The organism is Catenulispora sp. EB89 (assembly GCF_041261445.1).
GTDB lineage: Bacteria > Actinomycetota > Actinomycetes > Streptomycetales > Catenulisporaceae > Catenulispora.
The window spans coordinates 162,839-180,726 of sequence record NZ_JBGCCU010000013.1; the positions used below are offsets into that span (position 1 = coordinate 162,839).

At 72.2% G+C, this 17,888-nt stretch carries 14 protein-coding genes; 3 read left to right on the top strand and 11 right to left on the bottom strand.

The window, feature by feature from the left end:
• The 7 genes from lysA to dtd all read right to left on the bottom strand — a co-directional run bounded on the left by lysA (position 1) and on the right by dtd (position 7,578).
• Positions 1-1,398 carry a diaminopimelate decarboxylase gene (lysA, locus tag ABH920_RS26600; protein ID WP_370351847.1) on the bottom strand — a complete coding sequence of 466 codons (1,398 nt, stop codon included), beginning with the start codon at positions 1,396-1,398 and terminating at the stop codon, positions 1-3.
• A 35-nt stretch (positions 1,399-1,433) separates the two neighbouring features.
• On the bottom strand, positions 1,434-3,119 hold the full coding sequence (argS, locus tag ABH920_RS26605; protein ID WP_370351848.1) for an arginine--tRNA ligase: 1,686 nt from the start codon (positions 3,117-3,119) through the stop codon (positions 1,434-1,436).
• A gap of 107 nt (positions 3,120-3,226) precedes the next feature.
• A complete protein-coding gene (locus ABH920_RS26610; RefSeq protein WP_370351849.1) occupies positions 3,227-3,613 on the bottom strand; it encodes a PleD family two-component system response regulator in 387 nt (128 codons plus the stop codon).
• Positions 3,614-3,643: 30 nt separating this feature from the next.
• Positions 3,644-4,951 (bottom strand): hypothetical protein, encoded by a 1,308-nt coding sequence (locus ABH920_RS26615; protein WP_370351850.1) that lies wholly within the window; start codon positions 4,949-4,951, stop codon positions 3,644-3,646.
• Positions 4,948-5,283, bottom strand: a complete 336-nt coding sequence (locus ABH920_RS26620) for a PadR family transcriptional regulator (RefSeq protein ID WP_194909372.1) — start codon at positions 5,281-5,283, stop codon at positions 4,948-4,950. Before ABH920_RS26620 ends, ABH920_RS26615 begins: the two co-directional genes overlap by 4 nt.
• 97 nt (positions 5,284-5,380) lie before the next feature.
• Positions 5,381-7,060 (bottom strand): DUF885 domain-containing protein, encoded by a 1,680-nt coding sequence (locus tag ABH920_RS26625; RefSeq protein WP_370351851.1) that lies wholly within the window; start codon positions 7,058-7,060, stop codon positions 5,381-5,383.
• Between the two features lie 71 nt (positions 7,061-7,131).
• A complete protein-coding gene (gene dtd / locus ABH920_RS26630; RefSeq protein WP_370351852.1) occupies positions 7,132-7,578 on the bottom strand; it encodes a D-aminoacyl-tRNA deacylase in 447 nt (148 codons plus the stop codon).
• A 44-nt stretch (positions 7,579-7,622) separates the two neighbouring features.
• Between dtd and ABH920_RS26635 the strand changes: the two genes are divergently transcribed.
• A complete protein-coding gene (locus tag ABH920_RS26635) occupies positions 7,623-8,504 on the top strand; it encodes a metal-dependent hydrolase (RefSeq protein ID WP_370351853.1) in 882 nt (293 codons plus the stop codon).
• A 119-nt stretch (positions 8,505-8,623) separates the two neighbouring features.
• Here ABH920_RS26635 and ABH920_RS26640 read toward each other — a convergent pair whose 3' ends face one another.
• Positions 8,624-9,925, bottom strand: a complete 1,302-nt coding sequence (locus ABH920_RS26640; protein WP_370351854.1) for an MFS transporter — start codon at positions 9,923-9,925, stop codon at positions 8,624-8,626.
• A gap of 217 nt (positions 9,926-10,142) precedes the next feature.
• Here ABH920_RS26640 and ABH920_RS26645 point away from each other — a divergent pair, with 217 nt between their 5' ends.
• Together ABH920_RS26645 and ABH920_RS26650 are read left to right on the top strand one after the other, a co-directional pair.
• Positions 10,143-11,036, top strand: a complete 894-nt coding sequence (locus tag ABH920_RS26645) for an ADP-ribosylglycohydrolase family protein (protein WP_370351855.1) — start codon at positions 10,143-10,145, stop codon at positions 11,034-11,036.
• Positions 11,037-11,056: 20 nt separating this feature from the next.
• A complete protein-coding gene (locus ABH920_RS26650; RefSeq protein ID WP_370351856.1) occupies positions 11,057-12,256 on the top strand; it encodes a serpin family protein in 1,200 nt (399 codons plus the stop codon).
• On the opposite strand, the gene ABH920_RS26655 is transcribed toward ABH920_RS26650, so the two are convergent.
• From ABH920_RS26655 to ABH920_RS26665, 3 genes are all read right to left on the bottom strand, one after another.
• Positions 12,229-12,780, bottom strand: coding sequence for a hypothetical protein (locus ABH920_RS26655; RefSeq protein WP_370351857.1), 552 nt, complete (start codon positions 12,778-12,780; stop codon positions 12,229-12,231). The two genes, ABH920_RS26650 and ABH920_RS26655, sit on opposite strands and share 28 nt — an antisense overlap.
• Before the next feature lie 750 nt (positions 12,781-13,530).
• Positions 13,531-16,353 (bottom strand): DUF6493 family protein, encoded by a 2,823-nt coding sequence (locus ABH920_RS26660; RefSeq protein ID WP_370351858.1) that lies wholly within the window; start codon positions 16,351-16,353, stop codon positions 13,531-13,533.
• Positions 16,350-17,774: an SWIM zinc finger family protein gene (locus tag ABH920_RS26665; protein ID WP_370351859.1), complete on the bottom strand. Its 1,425-nt coding sequence runs from the start codon at positions 17,772-17,774 to the stop codon at positions 16,350-16,352. The genes ABH920_RS26660 and ABH920_RS26665 overlap by 4 nt, the downstream gene beginning before the upstream one ends.
• Positions 17,775-17,888 lie beyond the last annotated feature (114 nt).

The following is a 17,888-nucleotide window of genomic DNA, read 5'->3' on the forward strand; positions in this document are numbered from 1 at the left end:
TCAGCCGAGGTCAAGGCCCAAGAGGTCGTCCTCGGTCTCGCGCCGCACGATGACGCGCGCCGCGCCGTCCTTCACCGCGATCACCGGCGGCTTCAACACGTGGTTGTAGTTGCTGGCCATCGACCGGCAGTAGGCACCGGTCGCGGCGATCGCCAGCAGGTCGCCGGGGGCGGTGTCGCCGGGCAGCCAGGCGTCGCGCACGACGATGTCGCCGGACTCGCAGTGCTTGCCGACCACGCGGGTCAGCGCGGCCTCGGCCCGGCTGGCCCGGTTGACCAGCGCGACCGTGTACTCGGCGTCGTAGAGCGCGGTGCGGATGTTGTCAGACATCCCGCCGTCCACCGAGACGTACGTCCGCAGCCCGGGCAGCGGCTTGACCGTGCCGACTTCGTAGAGCGTGATCCCGGGCGGACCGGCGATGGCGCGGCCCGGCTCGACGGACAACCGGGGATGCGCGAGCCCTGCGGCGTCGCACTCGCGCGCCACGATCTCCTTGAGCCGCCGCGCGATCTCGGCCACCGGCGCCGGGTCGTCGGCCTCGGTGTAGGCGATGCCCAGGCCGCCGCCGAGGTCGAGCTCGGGCAGCTCGATGCCGTGCTCGCGCTTGATGGCGGCCAGCGCCTCGGTGAGCCGGTGCGCGGCGACCTCGAAGCCGGCGGTGTCGAAGATCTGGCTGCCGATGTGCGAGTGCAGACCGGTCAGCTCCAGGTGGTCGGCGTGCTTCAGGATGCGCGCCACGGCCTCGGCCGCCGCGCCGCCGGCCAGCGAGAAGCCGAACTTCTGGTCCTCGTGCGCGGTGGCGATGAACTCGTGGGTGTGCGCCTCGACGCCGGCGGTCACGCGCAGCATGACGCGCTGCCGGACGCCGCGGTCCGCGGCGATGGCGGCCAGCCGCTCTATCTCGTCGTGCGAGTCGACGATGATCCGGCCGACCCCGGCGTCCACCGCACGCTCCAGCTCGGCGACGGACTTGTTGTTGCCGTGGAAGCCGAGGCGGTGCGCGGGGAAGCCGGCGCGCAGCGCGACCGCGAGTTCGCCGCCGGAGCAGACGTCCAGATGCAGCCCCTCTTCGGCGGCCCACTTGGCGATCGCGACGGAGAGGAAGGACTTGCCCGCGTAGAAGACGTCGGCGTCCGCGCCGAACGCCTCGACCCACTCGCGGGCCCGGCGGCGCCAGTCGTCCTCGTCGACCAGGTACGCCGGCGTGCCGAACTCGCGCGCCAGCTCGCGGATGTCGGCGCCGGCGAACGTCAGCGCGCCGGAGCCGGCGTCGCGCGCCGCCCCGCCGGGCCAGATCTTCCGGTCCAGCCGGTTCAGGTCCGCCGGGGCGGCGCCGTGGCCGCCCTCGGGGAGGACGTCGGCGTAGCGGGGCCCGGCGGGGTGCGCGCTTCTGCTCATGGACCGAGAGTGTTCCTTACTTCAGGTCCGATTTGTCACATGCGCTCAGGTGCCGAGACACCGAGCAGGTCCAGGCCGTTGCGCAGGACGGTTTGGGTAGCCTCGGCCAGCCACATCCGCGCCCGGTTGAGGTCGGTCGGCTTGTCGTCGCCCATCGGCAGGATCCGGCAGTCGGTGTAGAAGCCGTGGTACTTCTTCGCCATGTCCTCCAGGTAGTGCGCGACCTGGTGAACCTTGCGCAGTCCCGCGGCCTGCGCCACAACGCGCGGGAACTCCGCCAGCGCCGCGAGCAGTTCCTCCTCACGCGGATGCGTGAGCAGCTCCGGCTTGAAGTCCTCGACGGTGCCCTTGTCGAAGCCCAGATCGGCGGCGTTGCGCTTGACCGAGGCCATCCGCGCATGCGCGTACTGGACATACCAGACCGGGTTCTCAGGCGCGTTCGTCGTGAGCAGGTCGACGTCCAGCACCAGCTCGTTGTCCACGCTGGAGCGCGCCAGCGCGTACCGCGCCGCGTCCACGCCGATCAGGTCGATCACGTCATCCAGCGTGACGATGTTCCCGGTCCGCTTGGAGAGCTTGACCTCTTCGCCGTCCTTCACCATCTTCACGAACTGGCCGATCAGGACCTCGATGTCCTTCTCCGGGTCGTCCCCGGAGCACGCGGCCATCGCCTTGAGCCGGCCGACGTAGCCGTGGTGGTCCGCGCCGAGCATGTAGATGCACGGCGAGTAGCCGCGGTCCCGCTTGTTCAGGTAGTAGGCGCAGTCCGCGGAGAAATAGGTGCGCTCGCCGTTGGAGCGGACGATGACCCGGTCCTTGTCGTCGCCGAAATCGGTGGTCCGCAACCAGATCGCGCCGTCCTGCTCGAAGACGTGCCCCTGCTCGGCCAGCCGGTCGGCGACGCCCTCGACCGCGCCGGACTCGTGCAGCGTCCTCTCGGAGAACCAGACGTCGAAGTGCGTGCGGAACTTCTCCAGCGACTCCTGCTGGAGCCGGAGCTGGAGCTTGTACCCGGCCGTGCGGAAGGCTTCGACCTGTGCCTCTTCGGGCAGCTGGGCCAGGACCGGATGCTCCTCCAGGATGGCCTGAGCCAGATCCTTGATGTACGCACCCTCATACAGTCCCTGCCCCGACGGCACCTCCTGGCCGTTCGCCCGCAGCGCGAGCGACATGCCGAAGTTGTTCATCTGGTTGCCGGCGTCGTTGATGTAGAACTCGCGCGTGACGTCGGCGCCGGCGGCCTCCAGCAGCCGGCCCAGCGCGTCGCCGACCGCGGCCCACCGGGTGTGGCCCAGGTGCAGCGGCCCGGTCGGGTTGGCCGAGACGAACTCCAGGTTGACGATCTGGGCGGCGTACGTCTCGCTCCGGCCGTACTCCGCACCCTGCTCGACGATGCTCTTGGCGAGCTCGCCGGCCGCGCCGGCGGCCAGCTTCAGGTTGAGGAACCCGGGCCCGGCGACGTCGACGCCGGCGATGCCCTCGACCGTGCGCAAGCGCTCCGCGAGCAGCTCGGCCAGGGCCCGCGGCGGCATGCCGGCGGCCTTGGTCAGCTGGAGGGCGACGTTGGTGGCGTAGTCGCCGTGGTCGCGGTTCTTCGGTCGCTCGACGGTCACGTTCGGCATGGGCCACAACCCAGCGACCGCGGAGAGGGTCAGCGCACCGTCGGCGACGGCGGCGTTGACGGTGTCGAGGACGGCCTGGGAAAGCTGCTCGGGAGTCACCCGTCCTAGATTACGGGACGGGATACGACGCCCCGCGTGAGTTTCGGCGCCGACACATTGTCAGCCGGCGGGTCAGGTGCCGGTCAGCGGCCGGGTCAGGTGCCGATTCAGGTGCCGCCGGGCAGGGCCAGCGCCCGCACCGCGTCCACCAGGTCCACCGGCTCGAAGGGCTTGGTGATGTAGGCGTCCGCGCCGGCCGACTCCCCGCGCCGCCGGTCCTCCGGCAGCGCCGCGGCGGTCACCACCACCACGCGCGGACGGCCCAGCGCGGGGTCGCACTTGAGCCGTCGCAGCACGTCCAGACCGCCGGGCCCGGGGTCGGGCAGCAGCAGGTCCAGGGTGACCACGTCGGTGCCCGGCACCAGTTCCAGGCACCGCGCGCCCGACTCCGCCTCCTGCACCTCGAAGCCCTCCAGCTCCAGGTTGATGCGGATCAGAGTCCTGACAGTGTCGCTGTCGTCGACGACGAGGACGCGCGAGGGCGGTTTTGTCACGGCCCCACGGTAGCGGCCGTTTGCCGAGTACTAGCCCTTCGTCCCGCTCGGTGTCGGGGTTGTCGGGAGCGCGGACGTCGTCTGCGCTCCGGTGGCGCCAGGAGACGCCGACCCCGACGGACTTGCGGAAGTTGAGGTCGCGGGCGGTCCAGACGGTGTCGAGCCGGTCGGCGTCGTCGAAGGTGTCGCAGAACCCTGCTGAGGATCGTCCGGCCCCGGTTCGCGGTGCACGCCCTGCGGAATGTCCACCACCGGCGGCGGGACCGCGACGAGGTGCACGGAGTTGCCGTCGCCGCCCCACCGCTGTTGCAGCAGGTGGCGCGGGAAGAGGTTGGTGATCGCCGTCCCGTTCCCGTCCAGCCACGCGTCACCGTCGATGTACGACTCGACCGCGAACGGTGCCGGCTCCACCGGCATGCCGTCCTGGTCGTAGACGAAGACGCCGTTGAGCTGCTTGCCGCTCTGGTCGTAGACGTACAGGTTCGAGATCGGCTTGCCGTCCTCGACCAGTCCGGACTGGGACTGCTGGACGTACGAGACGCCCGACCCCATGTCGCCGCGGTCGCCCTGGTTGCCGATCGCCGACAACGCCATCCCGACCGTGAACAGGACGAGGATGCCCTCCCCGGCGCCCATGGCCCGCCGCCGCCATCCGTCCGGAACGGTCTGGCGGGCCGCGTAGACCGACGCCGGGATCGCGACGAGCAACGCGAGCAACCCGACGAACGTACTGTTCCCGACCTGCGGGATGATCGTGATTTCGTGCCAGGGATGCGCAGTCGTCGTCATCGCCTCCAGAAGCCGCACGGCCACCCAGGCGCGCAGCACCCACCACGCGGGACGCAGCGAGGGCAGGAAGTCCAGCACCTCGCGCCCCGCCCGATACCTGCGCGCGCGCTGCTCCGCGTCCGCCATCGCCTGCCGCAGCCTCGACCGCAGCGGGCGCCGCGGCCTCGAACCCGCACCTGAACCGCGCGGACCGCCCGAGCCGCTCCCCTCCCCCGGCCCCGGCAGTCCCGCCGCCTGTCGCAGCTCCCTGGCATACTCCGCCGGCGCGCCGAGCCGCTCCCGCAGGGTCCCGGCGTCCTCGGCCGCGACCTCCCGCAGGTGGTCCTCGAGGTCTTCCAAGAGGTCGGCGCTCTCGTCGTCCGGCAGATCGGTGAACTGCGCCCGCACCTCGGCCGCGTAGCCCGCCACCTCGTCGCCGCTCCCGCCGGCATCACCGCCGGGACTGTCGCCGCCGAGGCCGCCGAGGCCGCCGGCACCACCGAGCCCGCCGACTCCGCCGACTCCACCGGGGCCGTCGCCGTCCACGCCCTCGAACTCCTGGGAACTCATGCCCGATCTCCCCTCTCCGCTCCGAGCAGCCGGTCCATGGACCCGGCGAACACCCGCCACGTCGCGGCGGACTCCTTCAGCTGCGCCCGCCCACTGGCGTTGACCCCGTAGTACTTCCGGTGCGGCCCCGATTCGGAGGGCACCACGTAGCTCGTCAGATAACCGTTGGCGTACAAGCGCCGCAGCGTCCCGTAGACGGACGCGTCGCCGATGTCCTCGAACCCCGCGACGCGCAGCCGACGCACGATGTCGTAGCCGTAGCCGTCCTCGTCGACCAGGACCGCGAGGACCGCGGAGTCCAGGACGCCTTTGAGCAATTGTGTGGAATCCATCGCCCCTCCTGTGCGGACCACAGTACTACACATTGCACAGTACTGCGCGAAGAAAAAGAGCCCGGCCCTCGCGGGTCCGGGCTCTGAGACCGCGTGCCTACAACCGCTCAAGCGCCTCGCGCAGCGGCTTGAGCCCGATCGAGCCGAGGTCGAGCGCCTGCCGGTGGAACGCCTTCAGGTCGAAGTCCCCGCCCTTGCGCGCCTTGGCGTCGTCCCGCGACTGGAGCCAGATCCGCTCGCCGAGCTTGTACGCCGGCGCCTGCCCCGGCCAGCCGAGGTAGCGGTCCAGCTCGAAGGCGAGCTGCGCCTCGGTGGTGTTGACGTTCGCCGTCATGTACTCCCAGCCGAGCTCCGGGGTCCAGCGCTCGCCGCCGTGGTCCACGCCGTTGCCGAAGTCGGTCCCGGCCGGGATCTCGAACTCCAGGTGCATGCCCAGGTCCACGACCACGCGCACGGCGCGCATCATCTGGCCGTCGAGCATGCCCAGCTTGTCGGCCGGGTCGGCCAGGAAGCCGAGGTCGTCCATCAGCCGCTCGGCGTACAGCGCCCAGCCCTCGCCGTGGCCGGAGACCCAGCACACCGAGCGCTGCCAGCGGTTCAGCAGGTCCTTGCGGTAGGCGGTCTGCGCCAGCTGCAGGTGATGGCCGGGGACGCCCTCGTGGTAGACCGTCGTGGTCTCGCGCCAGGTGGAGAACTCGGTCTGACCCTCGGGCACCGACCACCACATGCGGCCCGGGCGCACGAAGTCCTCCGACGGCGGCGTGTAGTACATGACGCCGTCGTGGGTCGGGGCGATCATGCACTCCAGGCGGCGCACCGGCTCGGGGATGTCGAAGTGGACGTCGGCCAGCGCCTCGACGGCGGCGTCGGACTTCTCCTGCATCCAGGCCCGGAAGTTGTCCGCGCCGGTGACCTGCCGGGAGGGATCGGCGTCCAGCGCGGCCAGCGCGTCCTTCAGCGAGCCGCCGGGCACGATGCGCGCCGCGGTCTCGTTCATCTCCGCACGCAGCCGGGCCACCTCGTCCAGGCCCCAGCGGTAGGAGTCCTCCAGGTCGATGACGTCGCCGAGGAACTCGCGGGAGGCACGCTGGTAGCGCTCGCGGCCGACCGCGTCCTTCTCCGGGGCGGAGGCCAGCAGCTGCTCGGTGAGGAACCGCCCGAAGTCGGCGGTGGCGGCGGTGGCCGCCTTGGCGCCGCGGTCCAGGTCGCCGCGAACCGCGCCGGCGGCACCGGTGCGCTCGACCAGGCCGGTCCAGAAGTTGCCGCCGCCGAGCTCGCCGTTCCAGTCCTTCGCCTGCTTCGCGCAGGCCAGCACCTGGCGCCGCGCGGCGGTGCGGCCCTGCGCCGCGGCGTCCGCCAGCGTCACCTTCAGCTGCTCCATCGCGGCCGGCACGGCCGCCAGGCGCCGGGCGATGTTCGCGTGGTTCTCCTCGCCCTCGGTGCTCATCTGGTCGAACACCGCGCGCACTGACTGGAAGGGGCTGGCGAGCACGTTCAGCTCGGAGGTGTCGTCGCCGGCCTCGTACCGTTCGACGGCCAGCGCCAGGCGCTCCTCCATGGCCTCCTTGGCCACGCGTTCGTTCTCGTCCGCGGGCTCCAGGGCCCGGATCGCCGCGAGGGTGGACGCCGTCAGCGTGTTGCGCTCGGCGAACCCGTCCAGGGAGATGTCGGTCAGCTCGTGGTCGTGCCCCGCCACTCCGAGTTCGGTCGCGAACTGCGGGTCCAGTTCGACGTAGCGGGCGACGTAGTCTTCGGCGATTTCATTGATGGACGTCACAGGCTCGACCCTATGTCACCGCATACACCGGCGCGCGAGCCGTTTACGCGCCCCGTGCGCCGGGCCGCGGGTCAGACCTCGACCAGCACCGTGAACGGCCCGTCGTTGACAAGCGCCACTTTCATGTCCGCGCCGAACCGGCCGGTCTCGACCTTCGCGCCGAGCCCGCGCAGCTCCGCGACCACCGCCTCGACAAGCGGCTCGGCCACCGGTCCGGGCGCGGCGGCGCCCCAGGTGGGGCGGCGGCCCTTGCGCGCGTCGCCATAGAGCGTGAACTGGCTGATCACGAGCAGCGGCCCGCCGAAGTCGGAGCAGGACCGCTCGGTGCCGGGCTCGCCGTCCGGCCCCTCGAACAGGCGCAGGCTCCACAGTTTGCGCGCCAGCTGCGCGGCCTTGGCGGCGGTGTCGTCATGCGTGACCCCGACCAGCACGGCCAGGCCGGGACCCTCGATCGCACCGACGACCTGGCCGGCCACGGTCACCGACGCCTCGCTCACCCTCTGGACCACCGCTCGCATGCGCCTATTCTCCCCCGCCGCGCGGCCGATGAGACGATGGCGCCATGGCAGAGCTGAACACCACCCTCGTCACCTTCCCCGCCGGCGCGACGTCCGGGACCGCGACCGTCCTGGCCGTGCACCCGCTGGCGGAGGGCGTCGGCGTGATCGTCGACACCACCCCGTTCCACCCGCTGGACCACAGCTGGCCGGACCAGCCCGGCGACACCGGCGTCCTGAGCGCCGGCGGGGTGGAGCACGCGGTGGCGGACTGCCTCACCGGCGGCGTGGGCCCGGACGGCGAGTTCGCGGTCGGCACCGACATCCCGGTGCGGCGCGGCGACGAGACGTGGCAGTGGCTGGCGGTGCACGTGCTGGAGGGCTCTGGTTCGGGCTCCAGCGCCGCGCCGGCCCCGGGCACGCCGGTCGAACTGCGCGTGGACGAGGCGCGCCGCGCGGCCCTGTCCGCCTCCCACACCGGCTGCCACCTGATGGCCCTGGCCCTGAACGAGGCCCTGGCCGACCGCTGGCGCAAGGAGGCCCGCACCGACGGCCTGGACCACCCGGACTTCGACAGCCTCGCGATGGACACCTCCCGCATCGGCCTGGACGCCAGCACCGACCGCTACCGCCTCGGCAAGTCCCTGCGCAAGAAGGGCTTCGACCCCGAAGGACTCCGCGAGGCACTGCCGGAGGTGACCGAAAAGGTCAACGCGCGCCTGGCCGAATGGCTGGCCCAGGACGCGACGGTGCGCATCGACACCCCCGGCCCGGAGCTGACCGCCCGCCGACAGTGGGTCTGCGAGCTGCCGGAGCGGACGGTCGAGATCGCGTGCGGCGGCACGCACCTGCACCGACTCGGGGAGCTGGCTTCGCTGACCGCGGAGCTGACGCTTTCGGAGGACGGGACCGAGTTGGTCGTGGTGACGACGCCGAAGCGGGCCTGACAACGCTCGGAGTGCCGACCGGCCGCCGACCGCCGCATGTCGGGCGGCGGCCGAGTCTCGCTTCGCTTGCCGGCCAGTTTGCTGGCTGGCCTGCTGGCTTGGCTGACTTCGGCCCGGCGCTAGCAGGCCGCCGGCTCCAGCACGGCGGCCTCGGTGTCCCTCGCAGCACCCGCATTCACGGGCACAGGCACAGAAGCCGCTGCCCCCGCCACCGGCACCGCCCGCTCCACCGCGACCCCCGAGAACCGCTGGTATCCCAGCATCCCGGCGGCCAGCACCACCCCGATCGCCCCGGTCGTGGCGAACGCCCACGGCGGCGACGAGGCGTCCACGACCGTCCCGGCCAGCGGCGCGCCTATCGCGCCGCCGAGCGTCATCGCAGAGCCCTGCAACCCCATCGCCTGCCCGCGCGCCGAGGCCGGCACCGCGGCGGCGACCGCCTCGGCCGTGGAGGCCAGCGTCGGCGCGCACATGAAGCCGGCCGGCAGCAGGATCAGCGCCAGCCACCACCAGCCGAACTGGCCGACGAAGCCGACCGGGATCGTCCCCGCGCCCAGCAGCAGCATCAGCACCGGCAGCCGCCACGGCCGCTCGGTCGAGCCGTGCCAGAAGCCGCCGATCAGCGACAGCAGGCACCACGCGAAGATGCACACGCCGGCCATGCTGACCGCGTTCTGCTGCCGCAGCAGCGCGGTGATCGAGATGTCCGTCCCGGCCAGCACCAGGTTCGCCGCCATACCGGTGGCCAGGACCAGCACGAACGCCGGCCGCACCCACGTGCTCAGCGGCACCTTCTCCGGCGGCGCGCCGTCCCCGGCGCCGTCCGCCCGGTGCCCGATCGGCGGGTTCAGCACCCACAGCGTCACCACCGACCCGACCGTCAGCACCCCGATGACCGCCATCGTCACGGTCGCGGTGTGCATCGACGTGATCGCCGCGATCGCCAGCGCCGGCCCTACCATGAAGACCAGCTCCACGATCATCGAGTCCAGCGCGAAAGCCTGCCGCCGCATCGAGTCCGGCACCCGCGCGGCCACCGCCTGCCGGATGACCGAGAACACCGGCACGCCGAGCACGCCGCCGAGCACGAACGTGGTCCCCAGCAGCACCGGGTAGGAAAGGAACGGCGCCGTCACCCAGTACGTCGCCTCCGACACCCCGGTCAGCAGCAGCACCGGCTTGAGCCCGCGCCGGTCCACCATCCGTCCCAGCAGCGGCGACCCGACCCCCATGCCGATGGTCATGGTCATGCTCGCCAGACCGGCCGCGGCGTAACTGCCGCCCTGGTCCAGCACGACATGCAGAGTCAGCGCCATGGCCTTGGCGGTCAGCGGCAACCGCGCCACGAAGGCGACGACGAACAGCGCCCGGGTCCCGGGCATGGCCAGAATCGGCTTGTAAGGGGTGATGAGCTTGAGCACTTGTTTCCTTCCCACCGCAGATCATCGCAGACGCCGCCGACAAAGACGAGTGGGTAATCGCGGGTGGGAACGGCTTTGGCAAGCGGCCGCGGGACTCGCCGCGGGACCCGCTGAAAGATCGGCTGCGGCACCCGCTGCGGGACCGGCTCGAGGGCGGCGCGGCAGCCCAACCCCAGCAATGTGAGTTAGTGGTATGCCATGCGGTAAGAAGTGAAACATGACCGACGACCGCTCGCTTCCCCGCGCCGTCGCGTCGCTCCGCGGCCTGGCCGTGGGCGACGCCGTCGGCGCCTGCTACTTCATCCCGCTGAACCAGCCCCTCCTCACCGACCGCCGCCTCCCGCCGGACCCCTGGTACTGGACCGACGACACCGAGATGGCCTGCTCGGTCCTGGCGGTCCTGCGCGACCACGGCCACGCCGACCAGGACGCCCTGGCCCGCTCCTTCGCCGCGCACCACGACTTCGACCGCGGCTACGGCGCCGGCGTCAACCGCATGCTCCGGCTGATCCGCCAGGAGGGCGCCGACTGGCGCGAACAGGCCGAGGGCATGTTCGACGGCAAGGGCTCGTGGGGCAACGGCGCCGCGATGCGCGTGGCCCCGCTCGGCGCCTGGTACGGCTCCGCCGACCTGGACCGCGTCGTCGCCGAGGCGACGGCCTCGGCGGAGGTGACGCACACGCACCCGGAGGGCTCGGCGGGCGCCGTGGCGATCGCGGTCGCCGCCGCACTGGCCGCCGACACGACGCTGACTGGCTACAAATTCCTCGACGAGATCGCCGAACGCACACCGCCGGGCCTGGTCCGCGACGGCATCGGCACGGCGATGACGCTGCTGCCCCTGACCGACCCGCGCAGCGCCGCCGCGTCCCTGGGCAACGGCCGCTTCATCTCGGCGCCGGACACGGTGCCCTTCTGCCTGTGGATCGCCGCCAAGCACCTGAACGACTTCGAGAACGCCTTCTGGGACACCGCCTCCGTCGGCGGGGACATCGACACGACGTGCGCGATCGTCGGCGGCATCGTGGCCGCGCGGGTCGGCGTGGCCGGGATCCCGGAGGAGTGGCTGAAGCGGTGCGAGGCACTGCCGGAGTGGGTGGGGGTCAAGTGAGCGGGTCTCGGGAGGCACAGGTGGCGGTCGAGAACGTCAATGCCCTGACGAAGCGGTGGCTGGCGGCGGTGGGTGCCGATGCCGGTGTGCTGTCGGCGGTCGGGGTCTGGCCGCTGCTGGCCTTCCTCGCCGACGGCGCTGATGAGGAGACGGGCCGGGAGCTGTCTGCGGCGCTCGGCGTTCCGGCGCAGGAGGCTGCGCATGCGGCGCGCGAGCTGCTGGCTTTGGTCGGGCACACGCCTGCGATCCGTACCGCGCTCGGGTTGTGGACGCGTGGTGAGGTACAGGTGGCGCGGGATTGGCTCGGGCGGCTGCCGGGCGACGTCCACGGCGCGTTGACCGGCGTGCCGGGCGACGACCAGCGGCGGCTGGATGCCTGGGCTTCGGACCGCACCGAGGGGCTGATCCCTCGGATGCCGATCGAGGTGAAGCCGGACACGATGCTCGTTCTGGCGAGCGCCTTGCTGGTCACGCTCACTTGGCGCGAGACGTTCACCAAAAGCGTCACTGAATCGACCGGACCGTGGGCCGATGCCGGAGGCGACATCCCGGCCCTGCGGCGCGGCACCCCGGATCTCGACCTGCTGGGCATCGCCGACACGCCGATCGGCCCGGTGACGACGCTGAGGGTCGAGAGCAACGAGGACGTGGACGTGCACCTCGTCCTGGGCCCGGCGGACGGCTCGCCGTCGGACGTACTGGCGGTCGGGAGCGACTTGGCCGGTTCCCCGCGTCACCCCATGACGCGGGGCTCCGACCTACCCGTCGGCGACGCCGGACCAGGGGTTCGGGTGGAGGTGGTGGAGTCCACCCGGCAGCAGGACAGCCTGGAGGTGACGACGGTTCCGTTCCGCGTCGAAGCCCGGCACGACCTGCTGGACCACGCGGCGCTGTTCGGGCTTCAGCGGGCGACGGACGACTCGCACGGACACTTCCCCGGCGTCAGCGACTACCCGCTGTTCGTGAACCAGGCGGTGCAGGACGCCGTCGCGGAGTTCAGCGCGACCGGCTTCCGGGCGGCGGCGGTGACGGCGATCGGGATGATGGGCGCCGCGATGCCCAGGCAGCGCTACCAGGTGCGGCACGTGGCGGTCGCCTTCGACCGGCCGTTCGCGTACTACGCGGTGCATCGCGACAGTGGCCTGATTCTGGTTGCGGGGTGGGTGAGCGAGCCGCTGCGGGCGGCTTGGGCTCAGGACGTCTCGTCCGGCAGCGCGTAACGCCACTGGCAGATTCGCGGGCCCTTGTCCGACCGGTACACGGTCGCCGCCGGCTGCGGCCGCCCGGACGGCGTGTTAGTTCCGACGCACGCGGCTCGCACGGCGGTCGCGGCGGCGCCGTCGGCCGTGTGCACCTCCGCGCAGTTGGCCGTACCCGCTCCCGCCGCCGGCTGCGGCAGCCCCGCAGGCCACGGCTGCACCGACCCGCTCGCACCCGACGGGCACTGCATCGCGTAACGCACCTTGGCGGCGGTGTAAGGCGTGGTGGCGTCGGAAGTGAGCGCCTGGAGCTTGCCGAAGGCGTCGGCCACCGGCGCGGGGTACTGCGACCCGTTGCTCGCCCCGAGCTCAAGCGCATCCACAGTCTGATACACCCCACCGGGCTGGTAGACACCGAGCACCGTAGTCGCGCCATCAGGAATCGCATGGCCACCCTTCGGCACCAGGACCTTGGTGGACGGCTGCCCCTTGAGATCCTGCTGCACTGCCTGAACCAGGTAGTCGAGCGCCCCAGGCGTGAGCATAAGGCGCTTCTGCGCGTTGAAGACGACAGTCCCATCCGAGTAGACGGCAACCGCCGGAGCAGCCAACGCACTCCGCACAGCGAACCCACCGGCGTAGCTGATCTCCGCAACCCGCGTCACTACCCCCGCACCCGGCAACAACGGCACCGAAGGACTCGCCCCACCAGCCTTCGTGGAGCCCTGACACCCCGCCACGCTGATGATCAGTGCGACAGCACACAAGTACTTGCGCATCTCCATGCCGATTGGACGCGAGCGGCGCGCAGCCGGTTCCCGGCACAGGGCCCTTATTCGACGCGAAACACCACAGCCCGCACGCGGGTCGCCACAACCACTGCCAGCCGAAGCCCCGCCACCAACACCACCCACCAATCCACGGCAGCTCGGCCCCGAAATGTCATCGGCCCCGCAGCCGCACCGGCCCGCCGCGGCCGCTCCGCACTGGCGGGTCCACACCGCTCGCAGCCCACCGCGCTGGCCCGCAAGCCACGATCGCGCCGCGCCAAAGCCCGAAGCACGCCGCCGCCCGCCGCTCTCCCTTACCGCACCACGCCGATCCGCCAGCCCCGGTCGCCCGGCACCGAAACCCGAACCACGCCGCCGCCCGGCCCAGCCTTACCCCACCAGCCCACAGCACCCGCCCGGCCGTGGCCGCACCGCACCGAAGCCCAAAGCGCGCCGCCGCCTGCCCGTCGCCTTGCCGCCCCGCACCGAAGCCCGAAGCAACCGCGCCAGCTCGCCGTACCCCCCTCACCGCACCCCCAGCACCGCCTCCAACCGCCGCGCCGCATTGCCCACCGCGCCGCCGCTCTTCTTCTGCGCCAGCGCGCTGACCTCCGCGATCGGCGTCCGCCCCGCCGGCTGCGCTCCGGCCAGCTCCGTCGCCAGTACCAGCAGGTCCGCCGTGCCTGACAGCGTCTTCGGCACCGCCGGCGGCAGTACCTTCGGCAGCGCCAGTGCGATCGCCTCCCAGGTCGCCGGGGCCGCGCCGCCGTTCGCGAGGTCGCGCAGCGCGGGCACCGAGCGCCGTATGCCCGAGGCCGGGGATGCCCGCAGCTCCGCCGCCAGCGCGGCTCCGAGCGCCGTCGGGTCCAGCAGCTTGCGCGCGGCCAGTACCAGTGCCGCGTCGACGCCGGAGGCGCGCAGGCGCGCGTCGTCGTTCACCAGGCGGTGGGCGATCAGCTTGTGCGTGTCGTGCTGGGGCGCGTCCTGCTCGGCGAGGACCACCGCCGACTCCGGCGACGGCGGGGCCGTGCCCCAGTCGACGCCGTCGAGCATCGCCAGGGCGGCCAGGTCGGGGCGCGAGGGGACGATCGCGGGCCAGCACGTCATCCAGTCCGATTGGTCCCAGCAGCGCTCCGGCTCGCGCCAGACCCCCGGCGCCAGGTCCAGCAGCGACTCCGGCGCGATGGCGTGGCCCCGTGCGACGCGCCGCGCGATCTCGGCGTTTGGCAGGTTGCGGCCGGCTTCTCGCGCCTCCGGTTCCGGCAGCTCGCCCGCCGGCAGCACGATCCGCTCCCCCGCCACCCACGCCGCGAAGCGCCGACCCGCCTTCGATGTCAGTCCGCTGACATCCACGCCCCCGCATTCGGCCGGCAGCCGAAGCAGCGCCTGGTGGAAGTCCGCCGCCAGCGGCACCCAGCCCTGCGCCTCGCACTGCCGCAGCCGCGCCGCCAGCACGTCCGGCTCGATGCCGCCGGACGGGGACGTCGGCATCGACACCAACGGCGGCATGTCGGCCATCCCCAGCGCCGCATGGATCTCGGCGGCGCGCAGGATCAGGAAGTCGGCGGGCGTCGTGCGCCTCCGGTGGTACCAGTTCCGGCTCGACTTCCGCGCCCGCGACCACAGCTGCTTCACCGACGCGCGGTGGGGTAGCCGCCGCGCTTCCTCCTCGACACCGGCACCTGCCGCGACCAGCATGCGGAGAGCATCGCGCGGGGTCAGCGCCCCCAGGGAAGGCGTCCAGACCCGCCCCGAAGACCACCGCTCGACGACCGGCGCCAGCGCCACCCGCAGCCCGGCCGAATCCGTCCGCTCGAACTCCACGACCGCCTCCAGCACCCGCTCGAAGACCATCGCCTCGACCGGATCGGCGTGCATCAACGACGCGACCACCTCGGCCAGCTCGGCCGGCGAGCCGATCGGCGGCAGCAGCGGACGCGGCACGTACGGCGCGATCTCGGGATAGTCGGCCCCGGCCTGGCCCGCGCCGAAGCCGACACCGACACCGACGCCGACGCCAAAACCGAAGCCTTCCGTCGACGAGTCCTGTGACACCCCGAGCAGCCCGGCGAGCGTCGCGACCAGATCCGGAGCGAGATAGACCTGCGCCTCGGCGACCAACCGCCCGCGCTCGTCCTCCCCCAGCTTCTTCGCGTGCTTCCCCGCCAGCTTCACCGCGCGCTCCTGCAAATCAGCACCCTGCGCGCCGAATGCCGTCCCGATCGCTTCCGCGAGCTGCCCGGCCCGATCCGGATGCGCCACGAGCAACGCGTCCAGCCAGCTCAGCGTGGTCTTGACCACGTTCTTCTCCGACCGCGTCACCGCGATCGACGCCGCCTCGACAGCGAGCTCGACGTCGAGCAGCCCGGCGTCGGAAACCTTCCGCAGCGCGGCCAGGAACGTCCGCGCGACCGTCCCGCTCTGCGAAGACAGCAGGCTGATACAGCTCGACACGCGCTCGACGACCTCGTCGTCGGTGGCCTCCAGCCCGTTCCAGAACACCAGGTGGTCCTGCATCGCCCCCGGCCGCCCGCCCCGCAGCAGCCGCCGCACGCTGCCGTCCAGCACCGCGGCACGAGACACCTGCCCGCGCTGCACCGCCGTGACGGCCACGACCCGGAAAGCGGACCACGACTGGAACAGCTCGTCGTTCTCGTCGTCGTCGAAGAGCAGCGGCAGCAGCTCGCCGAGCCGCAGATCCGCCAGGACCTCCGCCTTGAGCTGCTCGTCGTTCCGGCCCCCGTTGTACTCCGAACCCCAGGCCCGCACGAACGCGGGCGTCGCCTCCGGCACCACCCCGGCCACCGCCGCGACCACCCGCACCAGCCGATAGGCACGCTCCGGCGCGAGCTCGGCGAGCAGCGCGGCGGGCAGCTCGGCCAGCCAGTCCGGAGAACGCTCGACCAGAACCCGCCGGATGGCGTCGGCCTCGCGGGGGTCGAAAAGGTCTGTGCGCTGCACGCCACGCAGAAACTTCGCCGTCGCGGACGCGCTGGCGAAGACCGCCAACGCCGCCGGGGTGACGGTCCGCTCGGCACGTTTCCTGCGCTCCATGAAGGTGCGCCAGTCTTCGTCTCTCGGGGAAGAGCCCCAGCGGACGGTCCGCAGGAACTCCCTCAGAGGTTTGCCGAAGGTGCGACGCTCCTTCTCCGACATGCCTTGGAAGAAGGTCGCCACGGAGGCGGCATCGCCGCCGGCCAGCCGCAAGGTGAAGGCGGCGATCGCGGGCGCGGCGGCCGGAGAAGACGCCGTACCCGGCGCCGAGCTCGCAGCCGCCGCGGCAACCGCGATCGCAGCGACTTCCGCCGCGTCGGCCGCATCCTTCGCAGCACCTCTCTTCCAGATCATCGCGCCGACACCGCCGCATCGTCGTTCACGTCCGAGTACGAGTACGAGTCCGAATCCGCATCCGCGCCGTCCGTCAGCCCGCGCTCACCACGCCGATAGGCATCCGCCGCCAGGATGTGCTTGCACGGCCCGCGCCCGCCCTGGTACTTCGCATACCAAAGGCACGTACACGACAACGCACCATCACCCGCCAGCCGCACCCGCTGCGCATGGTCCTCGACCTTCACGGTCGCGATGTCCCCGTCCCACCTCACCGCCCCGGCGTCCAGCAGGTCCCGAGCCGCACGCAGCCGCGGGTTCTGCTTGGCCGCACGCTCGGCGTCATAAGGCAGCTCGCGGTGGAAGTACGCCGCGTCCGCGTGGTCGTACCCGACCCGCCCGGCCGTCCCCAGCTGCGTCAGCGCCGCGCGCACCCGCGCCACCGGGAGCCCGGTCTGCTCGGCCAGCACGTCCGGCTCGATCCGCGCGTCGAAGGCCAGCAGCGCGGCGACCGCCTCGGCGTCGTCGATCACGTCGTCGCCGGCCAGCGCCGAGAGCACCGCGCCCTCCCCGGAGAAGCCCCGGGTGATCTCCGGCGAAAGCGTCAGCACCAGCCGCATCCCGGGCAGGTCGAGCTGCCAGACCGAGGCCGCCGGATGGGCGCCGCGCGCCACGTTCGGGCCGTAGACCCGGAGCTTGCCGCCGAAGCGCAGCAGCGGAAGCAGTTCCTTGAGCCGCTGCGGCCCGGCGACGCAGATCGCGCCGGGGCCGGGCGAGGCCGCCAGGCGCAGCGTGCGGCCCGCCGGGACCAGCCACTGCACGCCGCGCGGCGCGGTCGGCAGGCCGCGCAGGAAGCGGGCGGCGTCGGCGGCGGCGAGTTCGGCGCGCAGGTCATAGCCGGAGGTGACGGCCTGCACCTCCGCGAAGCCGCGCAGCCAGCGCGCCGGCAGCGGGACCTTGCGCTCGACCACGGTGCCGTCGAAGGTGGTGGCCTCCAGCCCTTCCGGGCCGACCTCCAGCTTGAGCGGGTCGCCGCCGCGGACCCGGGTCAGCGCCAGCCGCAGGTCGTTGTTGACGTCCACGTTGGTGGTGCCGCGGTCCAGGGCCAGGCCGTCCATGCCCTCGTCGAGGACGTCCAGCCGGGCGTAGACGCCGCAGCAGCCGGAGAACGACTCGAAGCGGAGCCGGTCGCCGTTGCACGTGACCACCGGATCACGCAGCGCGGCGAGGTTCGGACGCCAGTAGCGGGCCTGCGCGACATTGGCCACGCCGAGCAGCGCGGCGGCGGCGGGCTCGGCCTCGCCGAGGAAGCCGGAGAAGAAGCGCGGGTGCGCGGCGGGGCCCGCGGTGGTGGTACCGCCGGAGGTCTGCAGGTCCAGCAGGCCCGACGGGGCCAGGCTGGACGGGCGGACATACCCGTATATTTGGGCGGTGGAGGTCATGATCCGACGGTAGCGGCGGACACTGACAGGGGATGAGGGGACTAATGTCGACTCGGGTTCGCCTGAGCCGGCCTCGGATCCCGACCCGGATCGTGAACCCGGAGCTCGGATCCC